This window comes from Amycolatopsis sp. lyj-90 (assembly GCF_046549035.1).
In the GTDB taxonomy this organism is placed as follows: Bacteria; Actinomycetota; Actinomycetes; order Mycobacteriales; family Pseudonocardiaceae; genus Amycolatopsis.
This window is the reverse complement of the sequence record NZ_JAJPWP010000002.1, coordinates 43971-68835: the sequence shown is the minus strand read 5'-3', so window position 1 is coordinate 68835 and position 24865 is coordinate 43971. Positions and strand designations below refer to the sequence as shown.

The following is a 24865-nucleotide window of genomic DNA, read 5'->3' as shown; positions in this document are numbered from 1 at the left end:
CGCGCCCGGCGGTATTCCTCATCGGTGAGCAACTCGCCCTCCAAGAGAGGACCGGCCTCCACCACGGCGCCAGCGCTGGCGACTGTTGGCGTTTTCTCGTCGCCAGCGACCTGCGCCTCCACTGCTGTCTGCTCGACGGTCATCGGCGATCACCCTCGTTCTCGCCGGTGCTGGTGCGGCTCATCGCCAACAGGGCGAAGCCGCACACCACCATCAAGCCGTCGAGCACCAGTGGGCCGACAGCGGCTGCCACAGGGTCGTACTGCCAGGCCAGAAGGAGGCCTCGCAGATGTCCGTAGGAGATGACCGCCGAGCCGACCGCGACGGCACCGGCTCCGCCGTAACGGGCCAGGCCCCACAACACCCCTTTGGGCCACGGGATACGGGACAATGCCTCCACTGCCAGCATCAGCCCGACCGGCCACACGGCCGCCCCGACCTGGGGCGCGATCCCCGGCACCCAACCAGGCGGCTCATGCGGAGCGGGCAGCCAGACGTGCAGCACGTTCGCCGCGATCGACATCACCGAGCCGAACACGAACCCCGCCCATGCGACGAGCCGGCCGCCCGTCGCGGCCGGAGTCGACACGTCGTCTCCAGCGCTGACGGGCCGGTCAGCGGTTGGCGCCATCTTGTCGCCAGGGCTGGTGATCATGGGCGACCGGCCAGAGTCGCTTTGCCGGTCGGCAGCGGCGCCGGGATCGGAGACAGGCCACCCGACGCCCTCGTTCGGCGGTTGCCCGCCAGGCTTATCGAGATTGGCGTTCTCGGTCGCCAGCTCCGCCAGCACCTTGCGGACCGCGTGATCTGTCGCCCCTGTCAACTTCACCAGCGTCGGCCGCCCTGGCGACGGCTGGCCGGTCTCGCGCGCCGTGTCGAGCGCCTGCCGGATTTGGGCCACCAGGTTTCCGTTGGTCACCGTCATCGGGCACCTCCCGCCGAGCCATCGGCAGCTGGGTGACAGCGCGGGCAACGGACCGAGCGAGCGTGATCGGCATCCAGCCACACCACGCGAGCCGAGACCGGATCACTGGGCCGGGCATCACACTGCCCGCACGGCGGCGGGATTGGCGAGCGCGCCTCGGGCGCGCGCTCGCGCACCGGACGGTTCCCAGGACGGTTAAGGACGGTTCGGGGGCAAGCATTGCCCCCCGTTGTGTCGCTGTTTGCCCCTCGTGCCGACCGAGTTTGCCCCTCGTGCCGCTCAGCGGGCGGCAGACTCTGCCCCTCGTCGACCGAGTTGTCCACAAGCACTTCGGCCCGATCGATTGCGAGGTCGTACCCGTTGGGCCGCCGGTCTGCACGTTTCACGTACGCGGCCACGATGTTCGGGTCAGAGGGGCGGATCAGGCCGAGATCCTGCAACCCTCGTAAGGCGTAGCGAACCGATCGCTCGGACAGCCGTGTGTACCGCGCCAGCCTCGCCAGCGAAGGGAACGCGTTGCGGCCATCCGGATCGGCGTGGTTCGCCAACCCGACCAGAACCGCGGCCAGGCTCGACGCGTCGCGGCGCTCGCGGGGAATCGGGGCGGTGTTGAGCGCCCAGTGAATTACCTCAATGCTCACCAGGACACCGCCGAGGACAACGAGAACAGCTCAGCCGCGTCGGCCTCGGTGAGACCAATCGTGCCGGTCCGAAGTCGAAGAGCGACCTGACCAGCAACCCAACCGTGGAACTCGTCCCGAGCCTCGGTTTCGGTCACCTCGATCATGGTGCCGACCTGCGCCCAGGAGTCGACCGCGCCTGTTCGCAGCAACTCGGCGACTACGCACCATCGGCCCGCGGTGATCTGTTGTGCGATCCGGGCACCGTAAGCGAGTTCGGTGAGCAAATCCTTGGGATCGGCTTCGCCGTCCTTGGCCATGAACGTCCGCGTACGGGCGGCGGACCAGTGCTCTACCAGTGCGCCAAGCGACTGGTGCGGAATATGGGTGAAGTCGTGGGGGACGCGTTCCTCAGCGTCACCGGGACTGGCAGTATTCGGTGCCATGCGGACCTCCAGTGTCCGTCCAGGCCCCGTTTTCGCTGCTCCAACAGCAAACGGGGCCGCCTACTAGGTAGGGCAGCCCCGTTCGGGAACGTCGTCAGCTCACCAGCCGCGTTCGCGCCACTCCGAGATCTTCGGACGCTCCTCGCCAAGCGTGGAGTCGTCGCCGTGTCCCGGATAGAACCACGTCTCGTCCGGCAGTTCGCCGAAGATGCGTGCTTCCAGGTCGTCCAACAGGCTGGCGAACTCCTCCGGACTTGTTGTCCGCCCAGGACCGCCTGGGAACAGCGAGTCGCCGGTGAACAGGTGCGGGTGCCCGGCCGGGTCGCGGTACAGCAGCGCGATCGAGCCCGGGGTGTGGCCGCGCAGGTGGATCACCTCGAGAGTGATCTGCCCGACCTTGACCGTGTCGCCGTGTTCGACGAGGAAGTCCGGCGGGATCGGCAGCGGCTCGGCGTCCAGCGGGTGGGCGGCGGTGTTCGAGCCGTTCGCGCCGGCGACGGCGCCGAGGGCCTGCCAGTGGTCCTGGTGCTGGTGGGTGGTCACGACGGTCTTCAGCGCGGGCCGGTCTGGTCCGTGGCCGATGAGGTCGGAGATCCGTTCCGGGTCGTTCGCGGCGTCGATCAGCAGCGCCTCGTTCTCGGCGCGGCAGACGAGCAGATACGCGTTGTTGTCCATCGGACCGACCGACAGCTTCGTGATGGTCAGCGCGTCCAAGGTGCGACGGGCGGCGTCACCGCCGGGCTCGACGTGCCCGGTGTAGGTCTCGACGATGTTCACACCGCACACGGTAGTCCTTACCCCGCAATCGGTTCCACCCGCACAGGCGACGCACAGGCGTGGCCCGTAGGCTCGCGTCGCCCTGCCAGCCGAACCACAGGACGCCCGTGCCCGACGCCTCACCGCGCGCTTCGCGCAAGATCAGCTGGGACGTCCTTCGCGTTGTCGCAGTCTTCGCGGTGATCCTCGGGCATGTCACCCATCAGGGTGCTCTGCTTCACCCGGAACTGGTGGGTTACCCCTTCAGGGTCACCGCACAGTTCGGTGCCGCCATCCTTTTGGTGATTTCCGCCTTCTTCGTGTGCGCGAGCCTTCGAAAGGGTGAACCTCGGCGGTGGCTGTGGAACCGGGTGGCGCGGCTGGTGCCCGCGTACCTGGTCGCGGTGGCCGTCACCTACGTCGTCGCCCGGTACGCGACGATCCGGTTCAGCGGCCTGCCGTTCCCACCCGGTCTCACCGGATTCCTCTTCGGGATCCCGCAGGGGCCGCCGTCGGATCCGTCCCCCTGGTACGTCCCCACCGGCTCCGATCTGCTCGCCAACCTGGGCATGGTCCAGGAGTGGGGCTGGCGATACGAACTCTTCTACTACCTCGACGGCGCCTACTGGACGCTTCCGGTCCAGCTCATCGCGTTCACCGCCGCGGCCCTGCTGTGGCCACGCCGGTGGCGCACCCACCGATCGACCGTCGGACTGCTCTGGGCCCTGATCCTGGTCCCGCTCTTCCTCCGGTTCGTCGTGTTCGACCCGGTTTCCACTCCGAAGCTCGTGGAGACCTTCTTCTACGGCCTGGGCCTGCACCGCGTCCACGTCTTCGCCATCGGGATCGCGATCTGGCTGTGGGCGAAAGGACGGCTGGCGCACTGGCATCTCGTGCTCTTCCTGCTCGCCGCCTGTGCCGCGCAGGACCTGCAGGTCTTCCCGTTCCACCAGGCCCTGCCCACCGATCCCGAGCGCTGGCCGTCGCTCGCCGGTTTCGCGATCATGCTGCTGGCCGTCTGTCTCGCGGCACGGGGGCCGGACTGGCGGTTGCCCGGGCTCGCCCGGGTCGCCCCGGCTGTCACCTGGCTCGCGGGCATCTCGTATGGTCTTTATCTGGTGCACCAGGAACTCGGTTACATCCTGGCCCGTGCCCTGCTGAACGTCGGCGTCCCCGGCTGGCTGCGTCTCCCGATCGTGCTGGCCGCCGCCGTACTCGGGGGCTGGGCGATCACCGCGGGCGTGGAACGGCCGGTCCACCGGTGGCTCACCGCTCGCCGGGATCGACGCGAAAAGCCTGGAAAACCGCAGGTCAAGGACTCGAAGCCGGTTTCTGTCGGTGGTGCCTCGTAGCATGGACGCGGCCGCCCGTGCAGCTATCGACCGGGCCGGCGACCGCAGCTGAGAATGAAACCTGAAGGGACCCTGGCGTGGCTGATCGCCTCGTTGTTCGCGGCGCCCGCGAGCACAACCTCCGCGGTGTGGATCTCGACCTGCCCCGCGACAGCCTGATCGTGTTCACCGGTCTGTCCGGGTCCGGAAAGTCGAGCCTCGCCTTCGACACCATCTTCGCGGAGGGGCAGCGTCGTTACGTCGAGTCGCTGTCGGCGTACGCGCGCCAGTTCCTCGGCCAGATGGACAAGCCGGACGTCGACTTCATCGAGGGCCTTTCGCCCGCAGTGTCGATCGACCAGAAGTCCACCTCGCGCAACCCGCGTTCGACCGTCGGCACCATCACCGAGGTCTACGACTACCTGCGCCTGCTCTACGCCCGCGCCGGCAAGGCGCACTGCCCGAAGTGCGGCGAGGCGATCAGCAAGCAGACCCCGCAGCAGATCGTCGACCAGGTGCTCGCCATGGAGGAGGGCACCCGCTTCCAGGTGCTCGCGCCGGTCGTGCGCGGGCGCAAGGGCGAGTACCTCGACCTCTTCGAGAACCTGCAGCAGCAGGGCTACGCGCGTGTCGTGGTCGACGGGACGATCCACCCGCTCACCGAGCCGCCGAAACTGAAGAAGCAGGAAAAGCACCAGATCGCCGTCATCATCGACAGGCTCTCGGTGAAGACGAGCTCGCGGCAGCGGCTCACCGACTCGGTCGAGACGGCGCTCCGGCTGGCCGACGGCCTGATCGAGCTGGAGTTCGTCGACCTGCCGGAGAACGACCCGCATCGCGTGCGCGGGTTCTCCGAGAACCTGGCTTGCCCCAACGGCCACCCGCTGGCGATCGAGGACCTCGAGCCGCGGTCGTTCTCGTTCAACGCGCCCTACGGCGCCTGCCCCGAGTGCTCCGGTATCGGCGTCCGCAAGGAGGTCGACCCGGAACTCGTGGTCCCGGACGACGAGCTGTCGCTCGGCGAGGGCGCCATCGCGCCGTGGGCGGGCGGCCAGAGCGCGGACTACTTCATCCGCCTGCTGGAGTCGCTCGCGGAGACCGTCGGCTTCCGGATGGACACCCCGTGGCGCAGGCTGACGGCGAAGGTCCAGAAAGCCGTTCTCCACGGCGTCGACGAGCAGGTCCACGTCCGCTACAAGAACCGCTACGGCCGTCAGCGTTCGTACTACGCGGCCTTCGAGGGTGTCATCCCGTTCCTCGAGAGGCGCCAGGAGCAGACGGAATCCGAGTACATGCGTGAGCGGTACGAGGGCTACATGCGCGAGGTGCCGTGCCCGGCCTGTCAGGGCACGCGGCTCAAGCCGGAGATCCTCGCGGTCACCCTCGAGCACAAGACGCAGGGTGACCGGTCGATCGCGGAGGTCTGCGCGCTCTCGATCGCCGAGGCGTCGCAGTTCCTCGACGAGTTGGAACTCGGCAAGCGCGAGACGGTGATCGCCGGGGCGGTGCTCAAGGAGATCCAGGCGCGGCTGCGCTTCCTCCTCGACGTCGGGCTCAACTACCTCTCGCTCGACCGCGCTTCCGGGACGTTGTCCGGCGGCGAGGCGCAGCGCATCCGGCTCGCCACGCAGATCGGTTCCGGTCTGGTCGGCGTCCTGTACGTGCTGGACGAGCCGTCGATCGGGCTGCACCAGCGGGACAACCACCGGCTGATCGAGACGCTGGTCCGGCTGCGCGACCTCGGCAACACGCTGATCGTCGTCGAGCACGACGAGGACACCATCCGCTCCAGCGACTGGGTGGTCGACATCGGCCCCGGCGCGGGTGAGCACGGTGGCCACATCGTCCACAGTGGACCGTACAAGAAGATCCTGAAGAACAAGGAATCCATCACCGGCGCGTACCTTTCGGGCCGCAGCAAGATCGAGGTGCCGGCGATCCGGCGGCCGATCGACAAGAAGCGTCAGCTGACCGTCGTCGGCGCCCGCGAGCACAACCTGCGCGGCCTCGACGTGTCGTTCCCGCTCGGCTGCCTCGTGTCGGTCACCGGTGTCTCGGGCTCCGGGAAATCGACGCTGGTCAACGACATCCTCGCGACCGTGCTGGCGAACAAGCTCAACGGCGCCCGCCAGGTGCCGGGGCGGCACACGCGCGTGAACGGCCTCGCCGGCGTCGACAAACTGGTCCGCGTCGACCAGTCGCCGATCGGCCGCACCCCGCGGTCCAACCCGGCGACGTACACCGGCGTCTGGGACCACGTGCGCAAGCTGTTCGCCGCGACCACCGAGGCGAAGGTGCGCGGCTACCAGCAGGGCCGGTTCTCCTTCAACGTCAAGGGCGGCCGGTGCGAGGCCTGCGCCGGTGACGGCACGATCAAAATCGAGATGAACTTCCTGCCGGACGTCTACGTCCCGTGTGAGGTGTGCAAGGGCGACCGGTACAACCGGGAGACCCTGGAAGTGCACTACAAGGGCAAGACCGTCTCCGACGTGCTGAACATGCCGATCGAAGAGGCGGCCGAGTTCTTCGAGCCGATCAAGGCGATCCACCGGCACCTGGCCACCCTCGTCGACGTCGGCCTCGGCTACGTCCGGCTCGGGCAGCCCGCGCCGACGCTGTCGGGCGGTGAGGCGCAGCGCGTCAAGCTCGCCAGCGAGCTGCAGAAGCGGTCCACCGGCAAGACGGTCTACATCCTCGACGAGCCGACCACCGGTCTGCACTTCGAGGACATCAGCAAGCTGATCGGCGTGATCAACGGCCTGGTGGACAAGGGCAACACGGTGATCGTCATCGAGCACAACCTCGACGTCATCAAGACCTCGGACTGGGTCATCGACATGGGGCCCGAGGGTGGTTCCGGTGGTGGCACGGTCATCGCCGAGGGCACCCCGGAGCATGTCGCTTCGGTGGAGGAAAGCTACACCGGCGAGTTCCTGAAGACCGTTCTCGCCTGAGTCGCGTAAGGCGCTATGAAAGGCCCGTTACTTGCAAAATTTGCAAGTAACGGGCCTTTCATAGCATCCGGGAGCGGGAACTAGCCCTTCCCCGTGGTCCGGTCCAGAACCGGCGAGGCGGGCCCGTAGTAGAAGGCGCGCAGCCGGTACGAGGCGCCTTCTTCGCCCGGCATCGAAGCGAGACCGGCCGACGTCGTCCCCGGATCCGACATCTCGATCGGCACGAAGTCGGGAGCGCCGGGTTTCTTGATCTCCACGAGGAAACCGTCCTCGTCGCTGGAGCGGTCGGCCCAGCTGAACCGCACCATCTCCTCTGCGGCGGGTTCCGCGCGGAAAGCCGCCGGAGCGGCCGCCTGGCCGCCGGTGCGGAGCGAGACCGCCGGTCCCGAGCCGGAAGCCGAAGGCCCGGAAACCGTGACAGCCTCCGAAGCGGCGCCGTAGAACGGCCGGATCCGGTAGTAGAACCGTGTTTCCGGCATCAGGTCCGGATGCCGGTAGGTGGTCTGCCTCGGCGGCACGAACTGCAGGATCGTGTACTCGCCGTGCGGGTCGGTGGTGTACTCGACGATCCGGCCCGCGACGTCCGGATCGTCGTCGGGCCAGCTCAGGTCGACGTTCACCGGATCCGTCAGCGTCGCGGTGAAACCGGGTTCCGCAGCGCATCCCGCCGCGAAGGCCACCGCCAGCAGCACGGCCGCGAGTTTCCTTGGCACGCCTCGTCCCTCCCGGGAATCAGGCGGCGGCGGAGTCCGGAGGCGTCAGCATACGAGCGCCTCGAGTGATCGACAAGACCCGGTTGAACCGCATCGCCGTGGCGTCCGTGTGAGAGGCAAGAGGAGGCGGCCATGGAGAACCGAGGAGAGGCCGGTGCCGATGCACAGTTCGATCGCGGCGCGCGCCGAACGATCCACTCTGCCCCTGCGGGTTGCAGTACTGTCCTCGCCGACCCAGAAGACCGTCGGGAGGACACGAGTGGCGATCGGAGGCTGGCGGCCCAAAAAGGCCAAAGGCGAGGACTTGGTCCGGCACTTGTACGCCGAACACGGGCGAAGCCTGCTGGCGTACGCGACGAGGCTGACCGGGGATCGCGCGGCCGCGGAGGACGTCGTGCAGGAGACCTTGGTCCGGGCCTGGAAACATGCCGAAGACCTGGAGAACGACGCGAAGGGATCGGTGCGGGGCTGGCTGCTCACGGTCGCCCGGAACATCATCACCGACCGCGCCCGCGCCAGGGCGGCACGGCCGCCGGAAGTGGCGGAGCCCGAGGACGGCATGCCGACCCCCGCGGTGTCGAAGGACCACGCGCAGGGCGTCGTCGATTCCATGGCGGTGCTCGGGGCGATGGACGGCCTGTCCACGGAACATCGTGAGGTCCTGGTGGAGATCTACTACCGGGGCCGGACGGTGGCCGAAGCGGCGAGATCCCTGGGCGTGGCCCCGGGTACCGTTAAGTCGAGATCTTATTACGCGTTACGGGCGCTCAGAGCCGTGATGTCGGGAACCGGGAAGGAGGTAGCGCGATGAGTGCGGTGGGACACGACCAGGGCCAGCTCGCCGCCTACGTCCTCGGCGGGCTGACCCCGGCGGAAGCGGCCACGTTCGAAACACATCTGGCGAACTGCCCCACGTGCCGTCGTGAGGTGCGTGAGCTGGGGGAGCTGCGGTATCACCTCGACGAGGTGCCGCCGGAAGCGTTCCTCGAAGGACCTCCCGACGGGGGCGATCTGCTCCTGCAGCGCACGTTGCGTCAGGTCCGCGACGAAGAAGGTGCCCAGGAGCGCAAGCCGAGGCGGCTCCTCGCCGTCGCCGGTGCGGCCGTGCTGGTCGTCGTGGCGCTGGGCGCGGGCGTGCTGGTCGGACGGCAGACGTCGCCCGAACCGTCGACGGTGGCCTTGCCGGTGCCGACGGCGACCGCCCAGGTGCCCGGCACCCGCGATCTCGCGGCCACCGACCGCGACACGGGGACGCAGCTGGCAGTCCGGGTCGTCCCGGCGGCGGGCTGGGTCCGGCTCCACGCGAAGGCGGAAGGCGTCCGGGAAGGCGAGAAGTGTCAGCTCGTCGTGGTGACCAAGAGCGGTGAACGCGTCAACGCGGGCAGCTGGCTGGTCTCGGCGAAGGGCGAGAAGGAAGGCACCGGTATCGACGGTTCCGCTTTGGTCGCTCCCGACGACGTGGCCTCGGTCGACGTCGTGACCATGGACGGCCGGAACCTGGTGTCGGCGCGGGTATGACGGGTTCGCTCGCGGGTCCCGGAGGCGGTCGGTACCGCTTCCGCGACACGTGGGTGCTTCCCGCCTCGCCCAAGGCGGTCTTCGACGCCGTCGTCGACCTGGCCGCGTATCCCTTGTGGTGGCGTGACGTCCGTTCGGTCAGCCAGGTCGACGAGGACACCGCCGAACTCGTCTGCCGGTCCAGGCTGCCGTACGCGTTGACCGTGCGGATGCACCGCGACCGGCAGGACGAGCACGAGGGCCGGGTCCGGGTCCTGCTCAGCGGCGACCTGGAAGGGATGCTGGCCGGTTCCCTGACCCCGGTGGACAACGGCACCAGGCTGGAGATCACGCAGGAGGTCGAGGCGCGGAAACCGTTGCTGCGCAAGCTCGATCGGGTCGCCAGGCCGATTTTCCGGATCAACCACGCGCTCATGATGCGACGGGGGCAACACGGATTGCAGGGGTATCTGGGGGCCGGTTCGGGTTAGAGTCCGGCCATGCGTGTCGCCACCGTGCAGCCGTTCACCGTCCCCGCGGACCTTTCCGCGAACATCGCCGAACACGCGAGGCTCCTCCGGATCGCGGAAGCGGACCTCTGTGTCTTCCCCGAACTTTCGCTGACCGGCTTGGAGTTCGAGGAGCTCGCCGCCGATCCGGGACTCTGGCTGGCACAGGACGACCCGCGCCTCGAACCGCTTCGGGAAGCTTGCCGCGCCAGTGATGTGCACGCAGTCATCGGCCTTCCGCTCGTGGAGGACGGCCGCCGGTACATCAGTTCCCTCGTGCTCGGGCCGGACGGCGAAACCGTTGCCACGTACGCGAAACGCAACCTGCACAACAGCGAGGAAGAGCTGTTCGACGCCGGTGAGCGCCAGGTGATCGTCGACGTCGGCGGCAGGCGACTCGGCCTCGCGATCTGTCTCGACGCCGCCGACCCGGACCACTCCAGGGAACTCGCCGAAGCCGGCGCCGAGGTCTACGTCCTCAGCGCGCTTTTCGGCGAGGGCCAGGAGCAGCGGCTTCTCGACCAGGTCGGCGTCGCGGCCGGGCACGGGATGTGGGTGGTGCTTTCCCAGTATTCCGGCAAGACCGGCGGGATGGCCGCGTTCGGCGGCAGCGGCGTCTGGAAACCCGGAGGCGCCGCCGAGGTGCGGCTCGGCGGCGAAGTCTCCGAATGGGCTTACGCGACGATCGCCTCCTGAGCCTTCCGGTCACGCAAGACCACGGCGGCGACGAAGACGGCGAGAGCGAGCAGTCCCGCGCTCAACGCGTACGCGGTCCGGTAACCGCCAGCGAGTGCTTCGGGCACTGCGACGCCTTCGGTCAGCAGAGAGCCGGTGCGGGACGCGGCGGCGGTCGCGAGCACCGCGGTACCGATCGCCGCGCCGATCTGCTGGGTCGTGTTGATCAGGCCGGAAGCGACCCCGGCGTCGGCCGGGACGACGCCGGACATCGCCTGCCCCATCAGCGCGGGCATCGCCGCGCCGAACCCGATGCCCATCAGGACGAGCGCGGGCAGGACGTCCGTCGCGTAGTTCCCGTCCGCCTCGACCATGGCGAGGAGACCGAGCGCCAGCGCGACCATCGAAAGCCCGGTCACGAGCACCGTTCGCGCGCCGAAGCGGTGGTTCAGCCGCTCGGCGAAGACCAGCGACATCACCGCGATCGAGACCGGGGCGGGCAGGAAGGCGAACCCGGTGCTCAGCGCGTCGAGCAGGAGGACCCGCTGCAGGTAGAGCGCGGTGACGAACTGGAAGCCGAACAGCCCGGCGACCATCAGGACCATCGCCGCGTTCGCTCCGGACACCGCCCGGCCGCGGAAGATCCTCAGCGGCAGCAACGGGTTCCGCGCTTTGGCCTGCCGGAGCACGAAACCGGCGAGCAGCAGCAGCGACACCGCTAGCAACCCGTGTGTGCGCGTGTCGGCCCAGGTGTACTCCTCGGCCTTGACGATCGTGTAGACCAGCAGCATCAGCCCGCCGGTGACCAGTGCGGCGCCGGCGAGGTCGGTGCCGCCGCGCGCCCCCGGCCCCCGGTCGTCCGCGAGCAGCCGGGCGGCCATCACCAGGGCGAGGGCGCCGATCGGCAGGTTGACGAAGAACGTCCAGTGCCAGTCGAGCAGCTGGGTGAGCATGCCGCCCGCGATGAGCCCGAGCGACGCCCCCGCGGCCTGAGTGAAGCTGTAGACGCCGATGGCCTTCGCCCGCGCCCGCGGTTCCGGGTAGAGGGTGGTGATCATGCCGAGCACGACGGCCGACGCGAGCGCGCCGCCCGCGCCCTGCAGGAAGCGGAACACGACGAGCTGCGTCTGGTCCTGCGCGATCCCGCACAGCAAGGACGCGAGAGTGAAGACGCCGAGCCCGGCAAGGAAGACCCGCTTCCGGCCGATCAGGTCGCCGAGCCTGCCGGACAACAGCAGCAGCCCGGCGAAGGCGATCAGGTAGGCGTTGACCACCCAGGCCAGGGTGGACGGGGTGAAGCCGAGGTCGTTCTGGATCGCGGGCAGCGCGACGGCGACGATCGAGCCGTCGAGGACGACCATCAGCGAGACGGCGCAGAGCACAGCGAGAGCGAGAGCGCGGTTGGGCATGGTGAATCCTTTGGAGTTTCCCCAGGTGATGCCTTGGTGCATCACTTGTAACAGCGCCCATCTTGTGTGACTCTGTTCCCTGCCGGAAGGAGGCACTTCCATGTCCCAGGGGAACACCGATGTGACCGCGCAGGCCAGGGTGGTCGACCCGGAAAAACTCGAGGTGTGCACCGTGCTCGAGGTGATCAACCGGATCAGCGGCAAGTGGGCGATCGGCATCCTGCTGGAGGCCACGCGCGGTCCGGTGCGGTTCACCGAACTGGAGCGGTCGGTGGAGGGGATCAGCCGCCGGATGCTCACGCTGACCCTGCGGAACCTCGAACGCGACGGCCTGCTCGTCCGCACCGTGTACCCGACAGTGCCGCCGAAGGTGGAGTACGAGGCCACGGCGATGGCGAAGGAGCTGTACGCGTCGCTGAGCGGCTTGCTGAGCTGGGCCGAGCGCCACCGCGACTCGATCGCCGCGTCCCGCGTCGTCTACGACGAGAAGGTCAGCGCCTGACGGCTGTCGCGTGCACGGCCCGCTGGACGTGCGAGCACAGCAGGTCGAAGTACCACTTGTGGAACGGCAGGTCCGTGCTGTTCGCCGCGGACCAGCTTTCCCAGAGGCCACCCGGGCGCAGGTAGCGCGCCGTATACGCCGTGGTGAGGTCGGCGTCGACGTGGTGCAGGGCCGCGAGCGCCCATTGCTGGTCGTAGCGCAGGTCCGGCCGCGCGAGGTAATGGTCCAGATAGGATACGAGGATCTCGGCGTCGGCGAGGGTGCCGAACCGGGCCAGCGCGAAGCAGTAGCCCTGCCCGGCGAAGACCATCCCGCTCTCCAGGAGGAGTTCGCGGAGGCGTCCGCGCCACGCGGTGCGGCGATCGGTGCCGATCAGCCAGGCGGCGGTGATCCGCTCCCGCCAGCCGGCGTCGAAAAGGAACTCCAAGTCCTCGTCGGTGATCCGGGAGGCGTCCTCGGCCAGGGCCAGCAGGAAGGTCTCGCGTTCGGGGCCGCTCATCATCCCGGCGAAGTTGCCGTGCAAGAGCTTCGAGTACCGCTCGGGCACGTAACGGTCGATGGCGTCCGGCATGCCGAGAGTTTCCCAGAAACGAAGAACCGCGGTGCGAGGACGGGGGACCCTCGCACCGCGGTTTCACTCATGCCGCGCGCTAGGCGTGCGCGACGGCTTTCTCCCTGTCGCCGTCAGGGTCCTTGGAGGTGTCGGGGTGGTCGTCGATCAGGGTGGCTTCGTCGAACGGGGCCTGACCGCTGAAGACCCGGTTGGCCTGGTCGCGGTCGAACTCCTTGGTCCACGTGCCGACCAGGACGGTCGCGACGGCGTTGCCCGCGAAGTTGGTCAGCGCGCGGGCCTCGGACATGAACCGGTCGATCCCGAGGATGAAGCCGACGCCGTCGACCAGTTCCGGCCGGTGCGACTGGAGCCCGCCCGCGAGGGTCGCGATCCCGGCGCCGCTCACGCCCGCCGCGCCCTTCGACGCGATGATCATGAACAGCAGCAAGGAGATCTGCTCGCCGATGCCCAGCGGCTGGTCCTGCGCGCTGGCGATGAACAGCGTCGCCATCGTCAGGTAGATGGCCGTGCCGTCGAGGTTGAACGAGTACCCGGTGGGCACGGTGATGCCGACGACCGGCTTGGAAACCCCGAGGTGCTCCATCTTCGCGATCAGCCGCGGCAGGGCCGATTCGGACGACGACGTCGACAGGATCAGCAGGAACTCGCGGCCGAGGTACCGCAGCAGGGTGAAGATGTTGACCCGCGCGCCGAGCCACAGCACCGTGCCGAGCACGCCGAACACGAACACCAGGCAGGTCAGGTAGAAGCCGATCATGATGACGGCGAGGCTGCGCAGCGCGCCCCAGCCGGTTTCGCCGACCACCGCGGCGATCGCGCCGAACGCGCCCACCGGCGCCGCCCACATGATCATCGCGAGGATCCGGAACACGAGCCGCTGGATGTGCTCGATGCCGCGGCGGATCGGCTCGCCCTTGGTGCCGAGCTTCTGCACGGCGAATCCGGCGAGCAGCGCGATCAGCAGCGTCTGCAGCACCTGGCCTTCGGTGAACGCGGAACCGAAGCTGGTCGGGATGATGCCGAGCAGGAAATCGACGGTTCCTTCGGCGCCCTCGGCCTGCGTGTGCGCCTTCGCGGCGGCCGCGGGGTCGAGGTGCAGGCCCTCGCCCGGGTGCAGGAGGTTGCCGACGACGAGGCCGATCGCGAGCGCGAAGGTCGACATCATCAGGAAGTAGCCGAGCGACAGCAACCCGACCTTGCCGACCTTCGCGGCCTTCGCCACCGATCCGATGCCGAGCACGATGGTGCAGAAGATGATGGGGGAGATCATCATCTTGATCAGGTTGACGAATCCGGTGCCGAGGGGCTTGAGTTCCTTGGCCAGACCCGGCGCGGCGAACCCGACGATGACGCCGAGGACGACCGCCGCGATCACGGCCAGGTACAGGTAGTGCATCTTGTCTCGGCGACGCGGCGCCGCTTCGGGCGTTGTAGGCACCTTTGCCTCCAGCTCAGGGGGTGTTCGGGATTGCCGGTCACTATCACCCGGGCAGGTGAGCTGGGTCACGGTTGTGTTCATTGAGTTCGCGCGAGTGGTTTCCGGGGAATTCCGGCCGGGCGGATCGAGCGGCCGGTACGCCGGTGTGCTGGTATGGGCTCGTGCCCTCGACGACGCGGATCCGGACCAGGCGCGGCTCTCTCGCCCGCCAACTGCTGATTCTGCAGCTCGTGGTGCTTTTCGTGCTCGTCGCGGCGGGGGTGACCTTCGCCTATCTCGATTCCGTCCGGGCCACCGAAGACCGGGCGCGGGACAAGGTGACCGCGGTCGCCGAAGCGGTGGCGGACGCGCCCGGCGTGCTCGCCGCACTGTCCACATCGGAGCCCAGCCGGACACTGCAGCCGTTCGCGCAGAGTGTCCGCGCGGACACGGAAGTGGATTTCGTGACCATCATGGACACGAACGGGATCCGCTACACCCACCCGAATCCGGAGCTGATCGGACAGCCGTTCATCGGGAACATCGGCGAGGCGCAGCGCGGCGGCAAGGTCCTCGAGACCTACTCCGGTTCGCTCGGCCCGTCCGAACGCGTCGTGGTCCCGGTGCTCGGCACCGGAGGACAGGTCGTCGCGCTGGTCTCGGTCGGCATCACCGTCGAGGCGATCGACGCCGAACTCCGCGAACGCCTGTGGCCGCTGATCGGGGTCGCGGTGGCGGTGCTGGTGGTCGGCGGGATCGGCAGCTATCTGGTCAGCGCCCGGCTCCGGCGGCAGACCAGGGGGATCGCGCCCGAGGAACTGAGCAACCTGTTCGAGTACCACGAAGCCGTCCTGCACTCGATGCGCGAGGGGCTGCTGCTCGTCGGCGGCGACGGACGGGTGGTGCTGTGCAACGACGGCGCCCGCGCGCTGCTGGGCATCGACGGCGATCCGGTCGGCCGGGAACTGTCCGCAGTGGACATTCCCGAAGATCTCGTCGAGGCGTTCACGTCGGGACAGGAGCGCACCGACGAACTCCACCTCACCGAAGCGAGGGTGCTGGTCGTCAGCACGGCGCCCGTGCGCTCGCGAGGAGAGGCGATGGGCACCGTCGTGATCCTGCGCGATCACACGGAACTCCAGGCGCTGACCGGTGAACTGACCACGGTGCGCGGACTGGCCGAGGCACTGCGTTCGCAGGCGCACGAAGCGGCGAACCGGCTGCACACCGTCGTTTCGCTGGTCGAGATCGGCCGACCCGAACAGGCCGTGGAGTTCGCGACCGAAGAACTCGCGCTGGCGCAGGAACTCACCGACCGGGTGGTCGGCGCGGTCGCCGAACCGGTGCTCGCGGCGCTGCTGCTGGGCAAGGCGGCGGAGGCGAGCGAACGCGGGGTCGAATTCACGATCACGCCCGACACCGTCATGGAGGATTCGGACACCGGCGTCCCGCCGCGGGACCTGGTGACCATCCTCGGCAACCTGATCGACAACGGGATCGACGCGGCGGCGGGGAACGCCGGCGACGGCGCACGGCCCGGGGTCGAGGTCACCGTGCGGTCCGGCACCGAGGGGCTGCTGCTGCGAGTCGCCGACACCGGCCCCGGCGTGGACGACGTCGAGGACGTCTTCCGGCGCGGCTGGTCCACCAAACCCGAGGACGGCCACGGGCTCGGCTTGGCACTGGTGGGTCAGGCGGTGCGGCGGCACGGTGGGACCATCGACGTCGGCAGGGAAGAGGGCGCGGTGTTCACCGTGCGCCTGCCGCCGAAGACGCCGCCGAAGGAGCCGACACGATGATCAAGGTGCTGGTCGTCGAGGACGAACCGGTCGCCGCCGACGCGCACCGGGTGTACGTCGAGAGAATGCCCGGCTTCTCCGTGTCCGGCGTCGTGCACTCCGGAGGCGACGCGTTGCGGTTCTGCGAACGCGAGCCTGTCGACCTGGTGCTGCTGGACTTCTATCTCCCGGACACGCACGGGCTCGCGGTCTGCCGGTCGCTGCGCGCGGCCGGGCTCCCGATCGACGTCATCGCGGTGACCTCGGCGCGTGACCTGGCGCTGGTCAAGGCCGCCGTGTCGGTCGGCGTCGTGCAATACCTGCTGAAACCGTTCACTTTCGCCTCCCTGCGGGAGAAACTCGAGCGCTACGCCGAGTTCCACGGCGCTTCGGGCGAGGTCACCGGGCAGGCCGAGATCGACCGCGCGCTCGGCACCTTGCGCACCACCGAGCGGCAGGCGCTGCCGAAGGGGATGAGCGGGCAGACCCTCGAGGCGATCACCGACGTCCTCGCCTCGGCCGCGGACGGCCTGTCCGCCGGGGCGGCCGCGACCGCGATCGGCGCCTCCCGGGTCACCGCGCGGCGCTACCTCGAATACCTGGCCGACAACGGCCTCGCCCAGCGCGAGCCACGCTACGGCCAGGTCGGCCGCCCCGAGGTCTGGTACAAACCGAAGACCGTATAACGACCTATACCGCGTCCCGATGGCTACCGTGGGCGGGGTGAAGATCGGCGAACTCGCGCGGAAGACCGGGGTCAGCGTCCGCGCGCTGCGCTACTACGAGGAAGAGGGCCTGATCCGGCCCGGTCGCGAAGGCAACGGCTACCGCGACTTCTGTCCCGGTTCGGTCGAGGTCGTCCTGCAGATCCGCGGGATGCTCGACGCCGGACTTCCGACCAGGCTGATCCGCGAAATCCTGCCGTATCTCGACGATCCCGGGGAAGTGCGGCCGAAGGTGCCGTGCGAGTACATGATCGACGAGGTCGCGCGGCAGCGGGAAGTGCTCGATCGCCGGATCGCGCTCATGACCCGCAATCGCGACGCGCTCGACGCGTACCTCCGCGACTTGACCCTGCCACAAACGTGAGGGTTTTAGCGTGCGGGCATGACTTCGATGCGCGCTCTGCGACAGGACTCCGCGAACGGTCCTGAAGATCTCCACCTGATCGCCGACGCTCCCGTTCCGGTCCCGGGACCAGGCGAGATCCTGGTGAAGGTCACCGCCGCCGGTGTCAACTTCGCCGACGTCATGCAGACCAGGGGCACTTACGAAGGCGGCCCGGCGGCGCCGTACGTCGCGGGGTTCGAAGCCGCCGGTGAGGTCGTCGGGCTGGGGGAGGACGTGACTTCGCCGCGCCTCGGCGAGCACGTCGTCGGGACGGGCGCCGGCGCCTTCGCCGAGTACATGGTCATGTCCGCGGCCGGTGCGGTCCCGGTGCCGGAGGGCTGGTCGGACGAGCAGGCTCCCGGGCTGATCCTGAACTGGGCCACGGCGCTCGCCGCGCTCAAACCGCTGGGGCGTCTCACTTCCGGCGAGACCGTGCTGGTGCAGGCGGCGGCCGGCGGGGTCGGTCAGGCCGCGGTCCGGCTGGCGAAGCACTACGGCGCGACCGTCATCGGCACCGCGTCGCCGGGCAAACACGACCTGGTGCGGGCGCTGGGCGCCGATCGCGTCCTCGACTACGGCGTCGCGGCGGGAGAGGTGGACCTCGTGCTCGAATCGGTCGGTGGGGCGACTTTCGCCGCGAGCCTCGCCGCCGCCAAACGGGTCACCGGGCGGGTGGTGGTCTACGGCGTCGCCGGGGGAGAGGTCGCGATCACCAACCGGGACTTGAACTTCCGGCATCAGATCCACGTCATCGGCCTGCATCTCGGCGTCCTGATCGAGCACGCGCCCGAGATCTTCGCGGACTTGATGAGCGAGCTGCGCGCTCTCACCGCCGCCGGGGTCTGCACGCCGGGCGAGCCGGCGGTGTACGACCTCGCGGACGGCCCGAAGGCGCTCGCGGAACTGGAGGCGCGATCGACCGTCGGCAAGCTCGTACTGCGGCCTTGAGCGCGGCATCATCGTATGCGGACATGCGCATGTCAATAGGTCGAAAGTGTTGGTAAATCACCAGCTGGCTGACACGACGAAAGTTGGTGCCCAGTCGCGGCGGAGCCTCCTAAATTCACCAACCATTCCGTTGTCCTCACAAGGAGTGGGTCCATGGCAAGGAAGTTCTTCGTCTCCGCGTCCGTGAGCTTGGCGCTGCTCGCCGTCCCCGTCACCGCGGGCCAGGCCACGGCCGCGGTCCAGCCTGCTCAGCAGACCGTGGCGGCGACCACGGTCTACTACGACGCCTCGGGAGCGCCCAGCTTCCGTGCCGCCATCCAGGCGGGCGCGGCGAACTGGAACAACTCGGTGTCCAACGTGAAGCTGCAGGAGAGCTCGTCGGGGGCCACCCTGCGCTACACCGAGGGCAACGACCCCCGGGGTTCGTACGCCCAGACCGACGGCCACGGCCGCGGCACCATCTTCATCGACTACTCGCAGGCCCAGCAGTACGACCAGACGCGGATCGCCGCGCACGAGACCGGCCACGCGCTCGGCCTGCCGGACAACTACCAGGGTCCGTGCTCCGAACTGATGTCCGGTGGCGGCCCCGGCCCGTCCTGCACCAACGCGAAGCCGAACGCCCAGGAGGTCTCCCGGGTGAACTCGCTGTGGGCCAACGGCATGCTGTCGGCCGGCACCATGCAGCGCATCTACAACTACTGACGTTTTGCGCTCCGTGAAGGCCTCCTTCCCTACGCTCAAGGTAGGGAAGGAGGCCTTCACGGCGTTCTAGCCCTGGAACTCGTAGGCGCCTGCGTCGACCCGGGCACCGGCGTAGACGGGGTTTCCGTCGACGTCACGATCGTCGTACTTCGTGGTGCCGAGGTCGATCGCCGGGCTCCCCGTCTTCAGGGCGAGGTTCGTCGCCGACGTGAACTTCGGGTCGGCCACCTTGTCCGTCGACCCCGCCGTGAACTGCCGGAGCCCGCCGAAGTAGACGTTGTGGTCCGTCGCGGTGAAGGTCGTGTCCGCGTAGCCGACCTTGTACGCCGCCTGGACGACGTTCTGCGTCATCTTCAGCACCTGGTTCGTGCAGCCGCCGTAGCAGACGAAACCCTCCGACTCGGCGTTCGAGAGCCGGAGCGAGTTGTTGCGGAACACCGTTCCCAGCACCGGCCCGTTGCCGTCCTCCGCGCCGCGCGTGATGATCCCGCCGCGTGTCTTGGCGCCGAAGATCGCGTTGTACTCGAAGACGTTGCCGGTCGAGACGCCGTCGGGGTCCTTCGCGTCGGTGCCGAGTTCGGTGAAGGTCTCGTTGTCCTCGGAGATGTTGTGGTGGATGACGTTGCGGGAGCCGTAGAAGATCTCTACGGCGGCGCCGTCGAGACCGCCGAAGTCGTCGGACTTCGCGATCGAGCCGCTGATCCGGTTCCAGCCGATGTCGGAGTCGTTGCCCTGGACCAGCACGGCGAACGCGCCGGAGTCGTCGTTGCCACCGGGCGTAACGACGGTCATGTGGTTGTTGTCGACGAGGTCATTTTGCGTGACTTCGGTGTGGTCGGCCGACGGCGCGATGTAGACGCCCGCGCCCGCGCCGGTGATGAGGTTCGACAGCACCTTGTTGCGGTCGCCGGAGACCTTCACCCCGGCCCACGAACAGCGGCCCGCATCGGCCGCGACGCCGATCTGGAGATCCTGCACCACGTTGTCGTTGCCGGGCAGGTCGACGCACGCTTCGGTATCGCCCTTGACGATCGGTCGGGCGCCGGTGCCGTACGCCCCGATGGTGACGCCGGAGCCCTTCACGGCGAGGCCGCTGGGCCAGTTGCCGCCTCGCTTCAGCAGTACGGTGTCGCCGGGTGCCAGCGTGGTCGCGGAGACCTTCGCCAGTGACTTCCAAGCGGCCTGCTGCGAAGTGCCGCTCGCGGTGTCACTGCCGGAGAGCTGATCGACGTAGTAGGTCTTCGAAGCGGCTTCGGCCGTGGTGAATCCGGTGCACGCGAGGGCGGCGAGCACGCTGACGGAAAGCAGTTTCCAGGACATCCCGCGGACCGTAACCACCCGTCGCACAAGGGTCGTACAAAGACGCCGTCGGCTCTAGCATGATCCGATGCGCAGGCCGTCGCGGATTCTCGTAGTGGCCGCGTTGCTGCTCAGCGCCGTCGTCGCGAGCAGCGGCGTCGCGCCCGCGCCGCGGCCCGTGGTTCCCTCCGCGGGGCTGAACGAACTCTGGAACAGCTACGGCGATCAGGGCGGGCATTGGACCGGCGGAGATCGCACGGTTTCGGTCCCGCTACCGGACGGCCGCACCGCGTGGCTGTTCTCGGACACGTTCCTGGGCAGGGTGAACCCGGACCACAGCCGCCCGCCGGACAGTCCGCTCGCCCGCAACACCCTGGTCGTCCAGCGATCCGACGGCACGCTGGGGGAGACGCTGCACGGCGGCACCGCCGACGACCCGGAGCCCCTGATCGGGCTCCCGGGCTCGGACGAGCACTACTGGGTCGGTGACGGCGCTGTCGAGGGCGATGTCCTGCGGGTGCTCTACAACCGGTACAAGACGACGGGACCCGGCGGACTCGACTTCCGGAACACGGGGACCTCGCTGGTCACCTTCCGGTTGCCCGCGCTGACGCCGTCCGAAGTGCTGGTGATCCCGGTGAGCGATCGGGTCGCCTGGGGATCGGAACTGCTCGAAGACGGCGGCCACACCTACGTCTACGGCTCCGAACAGGGACACCTCAGGCTCGCCCGGGTGCCCATCGGCGGCCTTCGCGGGCCGTGGCAGTTCTGGACCGGCGCCGGCTGGTCGTCCCGCGAAGAGGACGGCATCCGGATGCTAGCCGGGGTAGGGACGGCGTTCTCGGTGACCCGGATCGGTGCCGAGTACGTGCTGATCACCATGGACACCAGCCCCGGCTTCAGCCCGGTGATGCTCGCCTACACCTCGAGTTCGCCGACCGGCCCGTTCGGTGCTCCGGTCGTCCTCCACCGGGCACCCGAAGCGAATGAGCGGCGGATCGTCTACGACGCGACGGCACATCCGCAGCTGAGCCGTCCGGGAAAGCTCACGGTTTCGTACAACGTGAACTCTCTCGATCACGGCGACAACTTCGCGGACGCGCGGATCTACCGGCCGCGGTTCGTGGAGGTCGCCTGGCCGCCCGTGACTCCCGTTGGCGGTTCGGCTGGGTGTGGGCATGCCGAGGGGCCCGTCGCCGGTGGTGGTGGTGGCGGGCTTCTCGGGTTCAGCGGTTGTTGCGGCGGGGTTGTTGTAGCGGGTCCAGGTACTGCGGCGGGATGAACTCGGGTCTACCGTCGGCGGCCATGCGGACCTGCCAGCCGGATTGGCCGTGGATGACCATGTGGTGATAGCGGCAGAGCAGACACAGGTTGTTCAGGTCGGTGTCGCCGAGCTGGCCCCACGGAAGTATGTGGTGGGCCTCGCAGTGCTTAGGCTTCCGGTGGCAGCCAGGGAACGCGCAACCGTGATCCCGGAGGTTCAACGCCCGGCGCTGGCCGGGGGTGACGCTGCGGGCAGCGCGTCCGATGTCGAGCGGTTCGCTTTCGGACCCGAGCACGACGGGGATGATCTTGGCGTCGCAGGCGAGCAGGCGGGCGTGTCGTGCGGTGATCTGAGTGACCCCGTCCACGCACGCCATCCCCAGTCCCGACGTCAGGGTGTCCAGCGGAATGGTGACGACGACGGTGGTCCGGTCTCCGGAGAGTGTCGGGGCTTTGTCGTTGGTCATCGCGTAGTGGATCGCGTCGAACAACGCGTCCCCATTGCGTTCGCCGGGCGTCCGCAGATCGTGGTTCCCGTCGTCGTCGACGGGTCTTCGTTGCCCCCAGGTTTCGAACAACGCGTTGGCGCGGGCCCCGAATTCGGGGTCGAGGAGCCCGGTGAGTCTCCACCAGCCGTCGTCGCGTTTGCGCAGATACACCTCGCGCGACGGTGGCTTCAGGTCTTCGTCTTTCGGCTCGTTCCCGTCGGGATCCATATGGGCCAGGAGTTCCGCACCGATATTGGTGATCTCTTGCGGCCCAGCGCGGCGGGCGAGGTTCACCAGGATCTGCTCCGCCCCCGATCGGTCTTCCGCTGACACCTCAGGCGGGATTTTCTTCAGCACCGCCAGGAGCGGGTCGAGTTGCTGGTGGCCGAGGTCGCCCTCGGCCGCGGCGGCCCCCGCGAGCGGCGCGAACGCCGGTGCCGTGGTGCCGTCCAGGTTGCGGCCCTCGTTCAGCGCCACCGCCTGCGCGACGGTGTCGCGGGCTTCTTTGGGGGTGATGCGGGCGGTTTCGGCGAACCAGCCCGCGGTGGAGCCGTGCCCGAACAGCTCCATCGGGCCCCGGGATTCGATCTCCACCAGGAACTGCCCGACCTCGGCCAACGCCTGCCGTGCCACCGACAACCGCTCCACCACACCATGCGCGAGCTCCCGCGCACCGGCACCCCACAACTCCCGCGGCGGTTCGAGGATGCGTTGACTGGACACGATGCAAGAATACCAAGAATCGAACAGGTGTGCGAATATGAACGTATTTCTCGAAAGGTATTTCATATTAATCGAGGAGTAAGGAATAGGTGACCTGCCGGGCTGGGTGAAAGGGACTTTCGCCACATCCCACGCGGGGAAAGCTCCCTTCACGACCACAGGTACCGACTGCCGATCATTCGAGTGCACGGTCCCGCGGCGATTCGATGGTCAAGGGGATCGAAGCGCCGTCGGTGAGCTGCCGCAGCTGCGTCATGGTCCGGTCCAGCTGCTCGGCCAGACGCGGGATCGTGCTGGACGGCAGGTAGGCCTCGGCTCCGGCGTCGAGGAGACGGCGAATCGGGCCCTCGTACTTGACCCCCAGCTCGGCGTCCTCGATCTCCGTGATCACCACCCTGGCCTTCGGGTACAGCGCCCGGAAGTTCGCGATCAGCTGCGGGCTGACCGGCGGTACCAGCAGGACGTCGACGGTCGGGGGCGCCGAGTGCAGGTCCAGCACGAGATAACCGGGGCCGAGCCGCTCGGACAACGAGTCCCGTGCCGAGGCCGACAGCTTCATGGCGGTGGCCACGACCGTGACGTCGTCGGAGTCCGCCGTAGCGAACCGCTCTTCGGGAAAAGAGCCGGAAATCGTCCCGATCGTCTCGCCGTTCCGGGTGATGGGCAGCTCTTCGCCGGGGCGGAGGGTGTCGATGAGCGCCACGAGTTCTTCAGGAAGCTGGGTGGCGTCGACCCACCGCTCGGACTGATCACTCATCAACCCATGATGGCCCCCTGCATCGCTCAGGGAGCAAGGAAGGGGGCCATCACGTACTTCTAGCGCGGTCGCCCGGGCACGCCAGGACGGGTCTGCCAGGGATGCGGGCCCTCCAGTGGCCGGTATTCGACGCCCAGCGCGTCGAGCCGGGGCAGGTGGTGGTCCCGCAGGCGCGGCAGGAACTCCGCGTAGTCCCGGCCCTCCGGACTGCTCCACGCCACCTCGGCGAAAGCGCTCAGCCGGGGGAAAGCGACGTAGTCGACGCGGCGGGCGGTGTCCAGGTGCTCGGCCCACACCTGCGCCTGGGTACCGAGAATCGTCCGGTCGGCGGGGAAGTCGGCGGGCACCGGCTCGTAGCCGTAGATGTCCTCCAGCGTCCGCAGGTAACCGACGGGGATCGGTTCGTCGGGGTGATCCGACTGCCGGTGGTCCAGGTACACGTGGTCCTCGGGGCACATGACGACGTCGTGACCGGCCGCGGCGGCGCGCGCACCGGCCGCCTCGCTCTGCCACGAGCCGATGACCATCGGCGGCAGGTCACCCGCTTCGAGCACCTCGTCCCAGCCGAGCGGACGACGTCCTCGTTCGACCAGGTGCCGGGCGATCTCGCGGACGAACCGGCCGTGTTCCTCGGTCGCGCCGGGTACTTCGTCGCCGCCGAGCGCGATGACCTCCGACGGGAAGATCTCCAGCACGTGGTCGAAGACGCCCTTGAAGAAGGCATGAGTGGACTTCTCGGTGTTCAGCAGGGACGTGCTGATGCCCCAGCTCGTCCAGACCTCCCACGGTTCGGCGGTTTCCGGGCCGAGTTCGGGATAGGCGGCGATGGCGGCCCGCGCGTGCCCGGGGATGTCGACTTCCGGGACCACGGTCACCGAGCGCGAGGCGGCGTACGCGACGATCTCCCGGAGATCATCGGTCGTGTAGAACCCGCCGTGCGGGCGTCCATCCCGTTCCGGCCCGTCGTGCCGCCCCACCATGGACGACTTCCGCCAGCCGCCGACCTCGGTCAGCTTCGGGAACTCGGGGATCTCGATCCGCCAGCCCTGGTCGTCGGTCAGGTGCAGGTTGAGCACGTTGAGCTTGTGCGCCGCGAGCAGGTCGATGAACCGCAGCACCTCGGCCTTGGTCCGGAAATGCCTCGCCACGTCGAGTAAACAACCACGCCAGCCGAAGCGCGGGTGGTCGGTCACCACTCCGCAGGGGATCGTGGCTTGTCCACTGTGGATGGACACGGCCCGGAACGCGTCCGGCCCGATCAGCTGCCGGAGCGTCTGGCGGCCGTAGAACTCGCCCGCCGCGTCGGCCGCGTGCAGGGTCACGCCGGACGGGTCGATCTCCAGCCGGTAGCCCTCGGCGGGCAGCCCGGCGTCGGTGCGGACGTCCACTTCGGACGGTACGGAACACCGGCCGGGCAGCGGTTCCACCGAGACGGGACGGGGGAGAAGAGTTTCGAAGCCAGGCAT

The 24865-nt window shown here is 68.6% G+C and carries 25 protein-coding genes; 13 read left to right on the top strand and 12 right to left on the bottom strand.

Annotated features, from left to right (window positions below; genetic code table 11):
• Positions 1 to 139: 139 nt before the first annotated feature.
• The 4 genes from ACLJPX_RS06140 to ACLJPX_RS06125 form a co-directional block, all read right to left on the bottom strand.
• Positions 140 to 925 (bottom strand): DUF2637 domain-containing protein, encoded by a 786-nt coding sequence (locus ACLJPX_RS06140; protein ID WP_410599144.1) that lies wholly within the window; start codon positions 923 to 925, stop codon positions 140 to 142.
• Positions 922 to 1566, bottom strand: coding sequence for a helix-turn-helix domain-containing protein (locus ACLJPX_RS06135; protein WP_410599143.1), 645 nt, complete (start codon positions 1564 to 1566; stop codon positions 922 to 924). The genes ACLJPX_RS06140 and ACLJPX_RS06135 overlap by 4 nt, the downstream gene beginning before the upstream one ends.
• Entirely contained in the window at positions 1563 to 1991 is a 429-nt protein-coding gene (locus ACLJPX_RS06130; protein WP_410599142.1) for a hypothetical protein, read from the bottom strand. Before ACLJPX_RS06130 ends, ACLJPX_RS06135 begins: the two co-directional genes overlap by 4 nt.
• A 99-nt stretch (positions 1992 to 2090) precedes the next feature.
• Positions 2091 to 2768 (bottom strand): MBL fold metallo-hydrolase, encoded by a 678-nt coding sequence (locus ACLJPX_RS06125; protein ID WP_410599141.1) that lies wholly within the window; start codon positions 2766 to 2768, stop codon positions 2091 to 2093.
• Positions 2769 to 2875: 107 nt separating this feature from the next.
• Between ACLJPX_RS06125 and ACLJPX_RS06120 the strand changes: the two genes are divergently transcribed.
• Positions 2876 to 4099 carry an acyltransferase family protein gene (locus tag ACLJPX_RS06120; RefSeq protein WP_410599140.1) on the top strand — a complete coding sequence of 408 codons (1224 nt, stop codon included), beginning with the start codon at positions 2876 to 2878 and terminating at the stop codon, positions 4097 to 4099.
• Positions 4100 to 4176: 77 nt separating this feature from the next.
• Entirely contained in the window at positions 4177 to 7032 is a 2856-nt protein-coding gene (gene uvrA / locus ACLJPX_RS06115; RefSeq protein ID WP_410599139.1) for an excinuclease ABC subunit UvrA, read from the top strand.
• Between the two features lie 80 nt (positions 7033 to 7112).
• On the opposite strand, the gene ACLJPX_RS06110 is transcribed toward uvrA, so the two are convergent.
• Complete coding sequence (locus ACLJPX_RS06110) at positions 7113 to 7745, bottom strand: fibronectin type III domain-containing protein (RefSeq protein ID WP_410599138.1); 633 nt, start codon at positions 7743 to 7745, stop codon at positions 7113 to 7115.
• A 259-nt stretch (positions 7746 to 8004) separates the two neighbouring features.
• Between ACLJPX_RS06110 and ACLJPX_RS06105 the strand changes: the two genes are divergently transcribed.
• The 4 genes from ACLJPX_RS06105 to ACLJPX_RS06090 are packed head-to-tail and all read left to right on the top strand — an operon-like array spanning position 8005 to position 10447.
• Positions 8005 to 8556 carry a sigma-70 family RNA polymerase sigma factor gene (locus tag ACLJPX_RS06105; protein ID WP_410600015.1) on the top strand — a complete coding sequence of 184 codons (552 nt, stop codon included), beginning with the start codon at positions 8005 to 8007 and terminating at the stop codon, positions 8554 to 8556.
• Positions 8553 to 9263, top strand: coding sequence for an anti-sigma factor family protein (locus ACLJPX_RS06100; protein WP_101608791.1), 711 nt, complete (start codon positions 8553 to 8555; stop codon positions 9261 to 9263). The genes ACLJPX_RS06105 and ACLJPX_RS06100 overlap by 4 nt, the downstream gene beginning before the upstream one ends.
• Entirely contained in the window at positions 9260 to 9733 is a 474-nt protein-coding gene (locus tag ACLJPX_RS06095; protein ID WP_410599137.1) for an SRPBCC family protein, read from the top strand. The genes ACLJPX_RS06100 and ACLJPX_RS06095 overlap by 4 nt, the downstream gene beginning before the upstream one ends.
• 9 nt (positions 9734 to 9742) lie before the next feature.
• Positions 9743 to 10447 carry a carbon-nitrogen hydrolase family protein gene (locus ACLJPX_RS06090; protein ID WP_410599136.1) on the top strand — a complete coding sequence of 235 codons (705 nt, stop codon included), beginning with the start codon at positions 9743 to 9745 and terminating at the stop codon, positions 10445 to 10447.
• Here ACLJPX_RS06090 and ACLJPX_RS06085 read toward each other — a convergent pair.
• Positions 10426 to 11835 carry an MFS transporter gene (locus ACLJPX_RS06085; protein WP_410599135.1) on the bottom strand — a complete coding sequence of 470 codons (1410 nt, stop codon included), beginning with the start codon at positions 11833 to 11835 and terminating at the stop codon, positions 10426 to 10428. The genes ACLJPX_RS06090 and ACLJPX_RS06085 overlap by 22 nt on opposite strands.
• Before the next feature lie 100 nt (positions 11836 to 11935).
• Between ACLJPX_RS06085 and ACLJPX_RS06080 the strand changes: the two genes are divergently transcribed.
• A complete protein-coding gene (locus ACLJPX_RS06080) occupies positions 11936 to 12337 on the top strand; it encodes a winged helix-turn-helix transcriptional regulator (RefSeq protein ID WP_007028064.1) in 402 nt (133 codons plus the stop codon).
• On the opposite strand, the gene ACLJPX_RS06075 is transcribed toward ACLJPX_RS06080, so the two are convergent.
• Both ACLJPX_RS06075 and ACLJPX_RS06070 read right to left on the bottom strand, forming a co-directional pair.
• Positions 12327 to 12908, bottom strand: a complete 582-nt coding sequence (locus ACLJPX_RS06075) for a DUF6000 family protein (protein WP_410599134.1) — start codon at positions 12906 to 12908, stop codon at positions 12327 to 12329. The two genes, ACLJPX_RS06080 and ACLJPX_RS06075, sit on opposite strands and share 11 nt — an antisense overlap.
• 79 nt (positions 12909 to 12987) lie before the next feature.
• Complete coding sequence (locus ACLJPX_RS06070; protein WP_410600014.1) at positions 12988 to 14307, bottom strand: cation:dicarboxylate symporter family transporter; 1320 nt, start codon at positions 14305 to 14307, stop codon at positions 12988 to 12990.
• A 203-nt stretch (positions 14308 to 14510) separates the two neighbouring features.
• On the opposite strand from ACLJPX_RS06070, the gene ACLJPX_RS06065 reads away from it, so the two are divergent.
• The 5 genes from ACLJPX_RS06065 (at position 14511) to ACLJPX_RS06045 (ending at position 18869) form a co-directional block, all read left to right on the top strand.
• The gene (locus tag ACLJPX_RS06065) at positions 14511 to 16127 is read left to right on the top strand and encodes an ATP-binding protein (protein WP_410599133.1); all 1617 of its coding nucleotides are present in this window, start codon (positions 14511 to 14513) and stop codon (positions 16125 to 16127) included.
• Positions 16124 to 16792, top strand: a complete 669-nt coding sequence (locus tag ACLJPX_RS06060; protein ID WP_101608786.1) for a response regulator — start codon at positions 16124 to 16126, stop codon at positions 16790 to 16792. Before ACLJPX_RS06065 ends, ACLJPX_RS06060 begins: the two co-directional genes overlap by 4 nt.
• Before the next feature lie 37 nt (positions 16793 to 16829).
• Positions 16830 to 17195 carry a MerR family transcriptional regulator gene (locus ACLJPX_RS06055; RefSeq protein ID WP_410600013.1) on the top strand — a complete coding sequence of 122 codons (366 nt, stop codon included), beginning with the start codon at positions 16830 to 16832 and terminating at the stop codon, positions 17193 to 17195.
• An 18-nt stretch (positions 17196 to 17213) separates the two neighbouring features.
• A complete protein-coding gene (locus tag ACLJPX_RS06050) occupies positions 17214 to 18164 on the top strand; it encodes a zinc-binding dehydrogenase (RefSeq protein ID WP_410599132.1) in 951 nt (316 codons plus the stop codon).
• Positions 18165 to 18317: 153 nt separating this feature from the next.
• Positions 18318 to 18869: a snapalysin family zinc-dependent metalloprotease gene (locus tag ACLJPX_RS06045; protein WP_410599131.1), complete on the top strand. Its 552-nt coding sequence runs from the start codon at positions 18318 to 18320 to the stop codon at positions 18867 to 18869.
• 66 nt (positions 18870 to 18935) lie between these two features.
• Here ACLJPX_RS06045 and ACLJPX_RS06040 read toward each other — a convergent pair whose 3' ends face one another.
• Positions 18936 to 20189, bottom strand: coding sequence for a choice-of-anchor Q domain-containing protein (locus tag ACLJPX_RS06040; protein ID WP_410599130.1), 1254 nt, complete (start codon positions 20187 to 20189; stop codon positions 18936 to 18938).
• A 67-nt stretch (positions 20190 to 20256) separates the two neighbouring features.
• Here ACLJPX_RS06040 and ACLJPX_RS06035 point away from each other — a divergent pair, with 67 nt between their 5' ends.
• Positions 20257 to 21450, top strand: a complete 1194-nt coding sequence (locus tag ACLJPX_RS06035) for a DUF5005 domain-containing protein (protein WP_410599129.1) — start codon at positions 20257 to 20259, stop codon at positions 21448 to 21450.
• On the opposite strand, the gene ACLJPX_RS06030 is transcribed toward ACLJPX_RS06035, so the two are convergent.
• From ACLJPX_RS06030 to ACLJPX_RS06020, 3 genes are all read right to left on the bottom strand, one after another.
• A complete protein-coding gene (locus ACLJPX_RS06030; RefSeq protein ID WP_410599128.1) occupies positions 21395 to 22642 on the bottom strand; it encodes a DUF222 domain-containing protein in 1248 nt (415 codons plus the stop codon). The genes ACLJPX_RS06035 and ACLJPX_RS06030 overlap by 56 nt on opposite strands.
• Before the next feature lie 175 nt (positions 22643 to 22817).
• Positions 22818 to 23399, bottom strand: coding sequence for a hypothetical protein (locus ACLJPX_RS06025; protein WP_410599127.1), 582 nt, complete (start codon positions 23397 to 23399; stop codon positions 22818 to 22820).
• A 59-nt stretch (positions 23400 to 23458) separates the two neighbouring features.
• Entirely contained in the window at positions 23459 to 24865 is a 1407-nt protein-coding gene (locus ACLJPX_RS06020; protein ID WP_410599126.1) for a beta-N-acetylhexosaminidase, read from the bottom strand.

Bases quoted from the DNA above. Each gene is read 5' to 3' on its own strand.
- ACLJPX_RS06100 (WP_101608791.1), top strand. From the start codon at position 8,553: ATGAGTGCGGTGGGACACGACCAGGGCCAGCTCGCCGCCTACGTCCTC.
- ACLJPX_RS06090 (WP_410599136.1), top strand. From the start codon at position 9,743: ATGCGTGTCGCCACCGTGCAGCCGTTCACCGTCCCCGCGGACCTTTCC.
- ACLJPX_RS06050 (WP_410599132.1), top strand. From the start codon at position 17,214: ATGACTTCGATGCGCGCTCTGCGACAGGACTCCGCGAACGGTCCTGAA.
- ACLJPX_RS06040 (WP_410599130.1), bottom strand. From the start codon at position 20,189: ATGTCCTGGAAACTGCTTTCCGTCAGCGTGCTCGCCGCCCTCGCGTGC.
- ACLJPX_RS06095 (WP_410599137.1), top strand. From the start codon at position 9,260: ATGACGGGTTCGCTCGCGGGTCCCGGAGGCGGTCGGTACCGCTTCCGC.
- ACLJPX_RS06075 (WP_410599134.1), bottom strand. From the start codon at position 12,908: ATGCCGGACGCCATCGACCGTTACGTGCCCGAGCGGTACTCGAAGCTC.
- ACLJPX_RS06080 (WP_007028064.1), top strand. From the start codon at position 11,936: ATGTCCCAGGGGAACACCGATGTGACCGCGCAGGCCAGGGTGGTCGAC.
- ACLJPX_RS06020 (WP_410599126.1), bottom strand. From the start codon at position 24,865: ATGCCTGGCTTCGAAACTCTTCTCCCCCGTCCCGTCTCGGTGGAACCG.
- ACLJPX_RS06035 (WP_410599129.1), top strand. From the start codon at position 20,257: ATGCGCAGGCCGTCGCGGATTCTCGTAGTGGCCGCGTTGCTGCTCAGC.
- ACLJPX_RS06060 (WP_101608786.1), top strand. From the start codon at position 16,124: ATGATCAAGGTGCTGGTCGTCGAGGACGAACCGGTCGCCGCCGACGCG.
- ACLJPX_RS06140 (WP_410599144.1), bottom strand. From the start codon at position 925: ATGACGGTGACCAACGGAAACCTGGTGGCCCAAATCCGGCAGGCGCTC.
- ACLJPX_RS06085 (WP_410599135.1), bottom strand. From the start codon at position 11,835: ATGCCCAACCGCGCTCTCGCTCTCGCTGTGCTCTGCGCCGTCTCGCTG.
- ACLJPX_RS06025 (WP_410599127.1), bottom strand. From the start codon at position 23,399: ATGAGTGATCAGTCCGAGCGGTGGGTCGACGCCACCCAGCTTCCTGAA.
- ACLJPX_RS06130 (WP_410599142.1), bottom strand. From the start codon at position 1,991: ATGGCACCGAATACTGCCAGTCCCGGTGACGCTGAGGAACGCGTCCCC.
- ACLJPX_RS06070 (WP_410600014.1), bottom strand. From the start codon at position 14,307: ATGCACTACCTGTACCTGGCCGTGATCGCGGCGGTCGTCCTCGGCGTC.
- ACLJPX_RS06045 (WP_410599131.1), top strand. From the start codon at position 18,318: ATGGCAAGGAAGTTCTTCGTCTCCGCGTCCGTGAGCTTGGCGCTGCTC.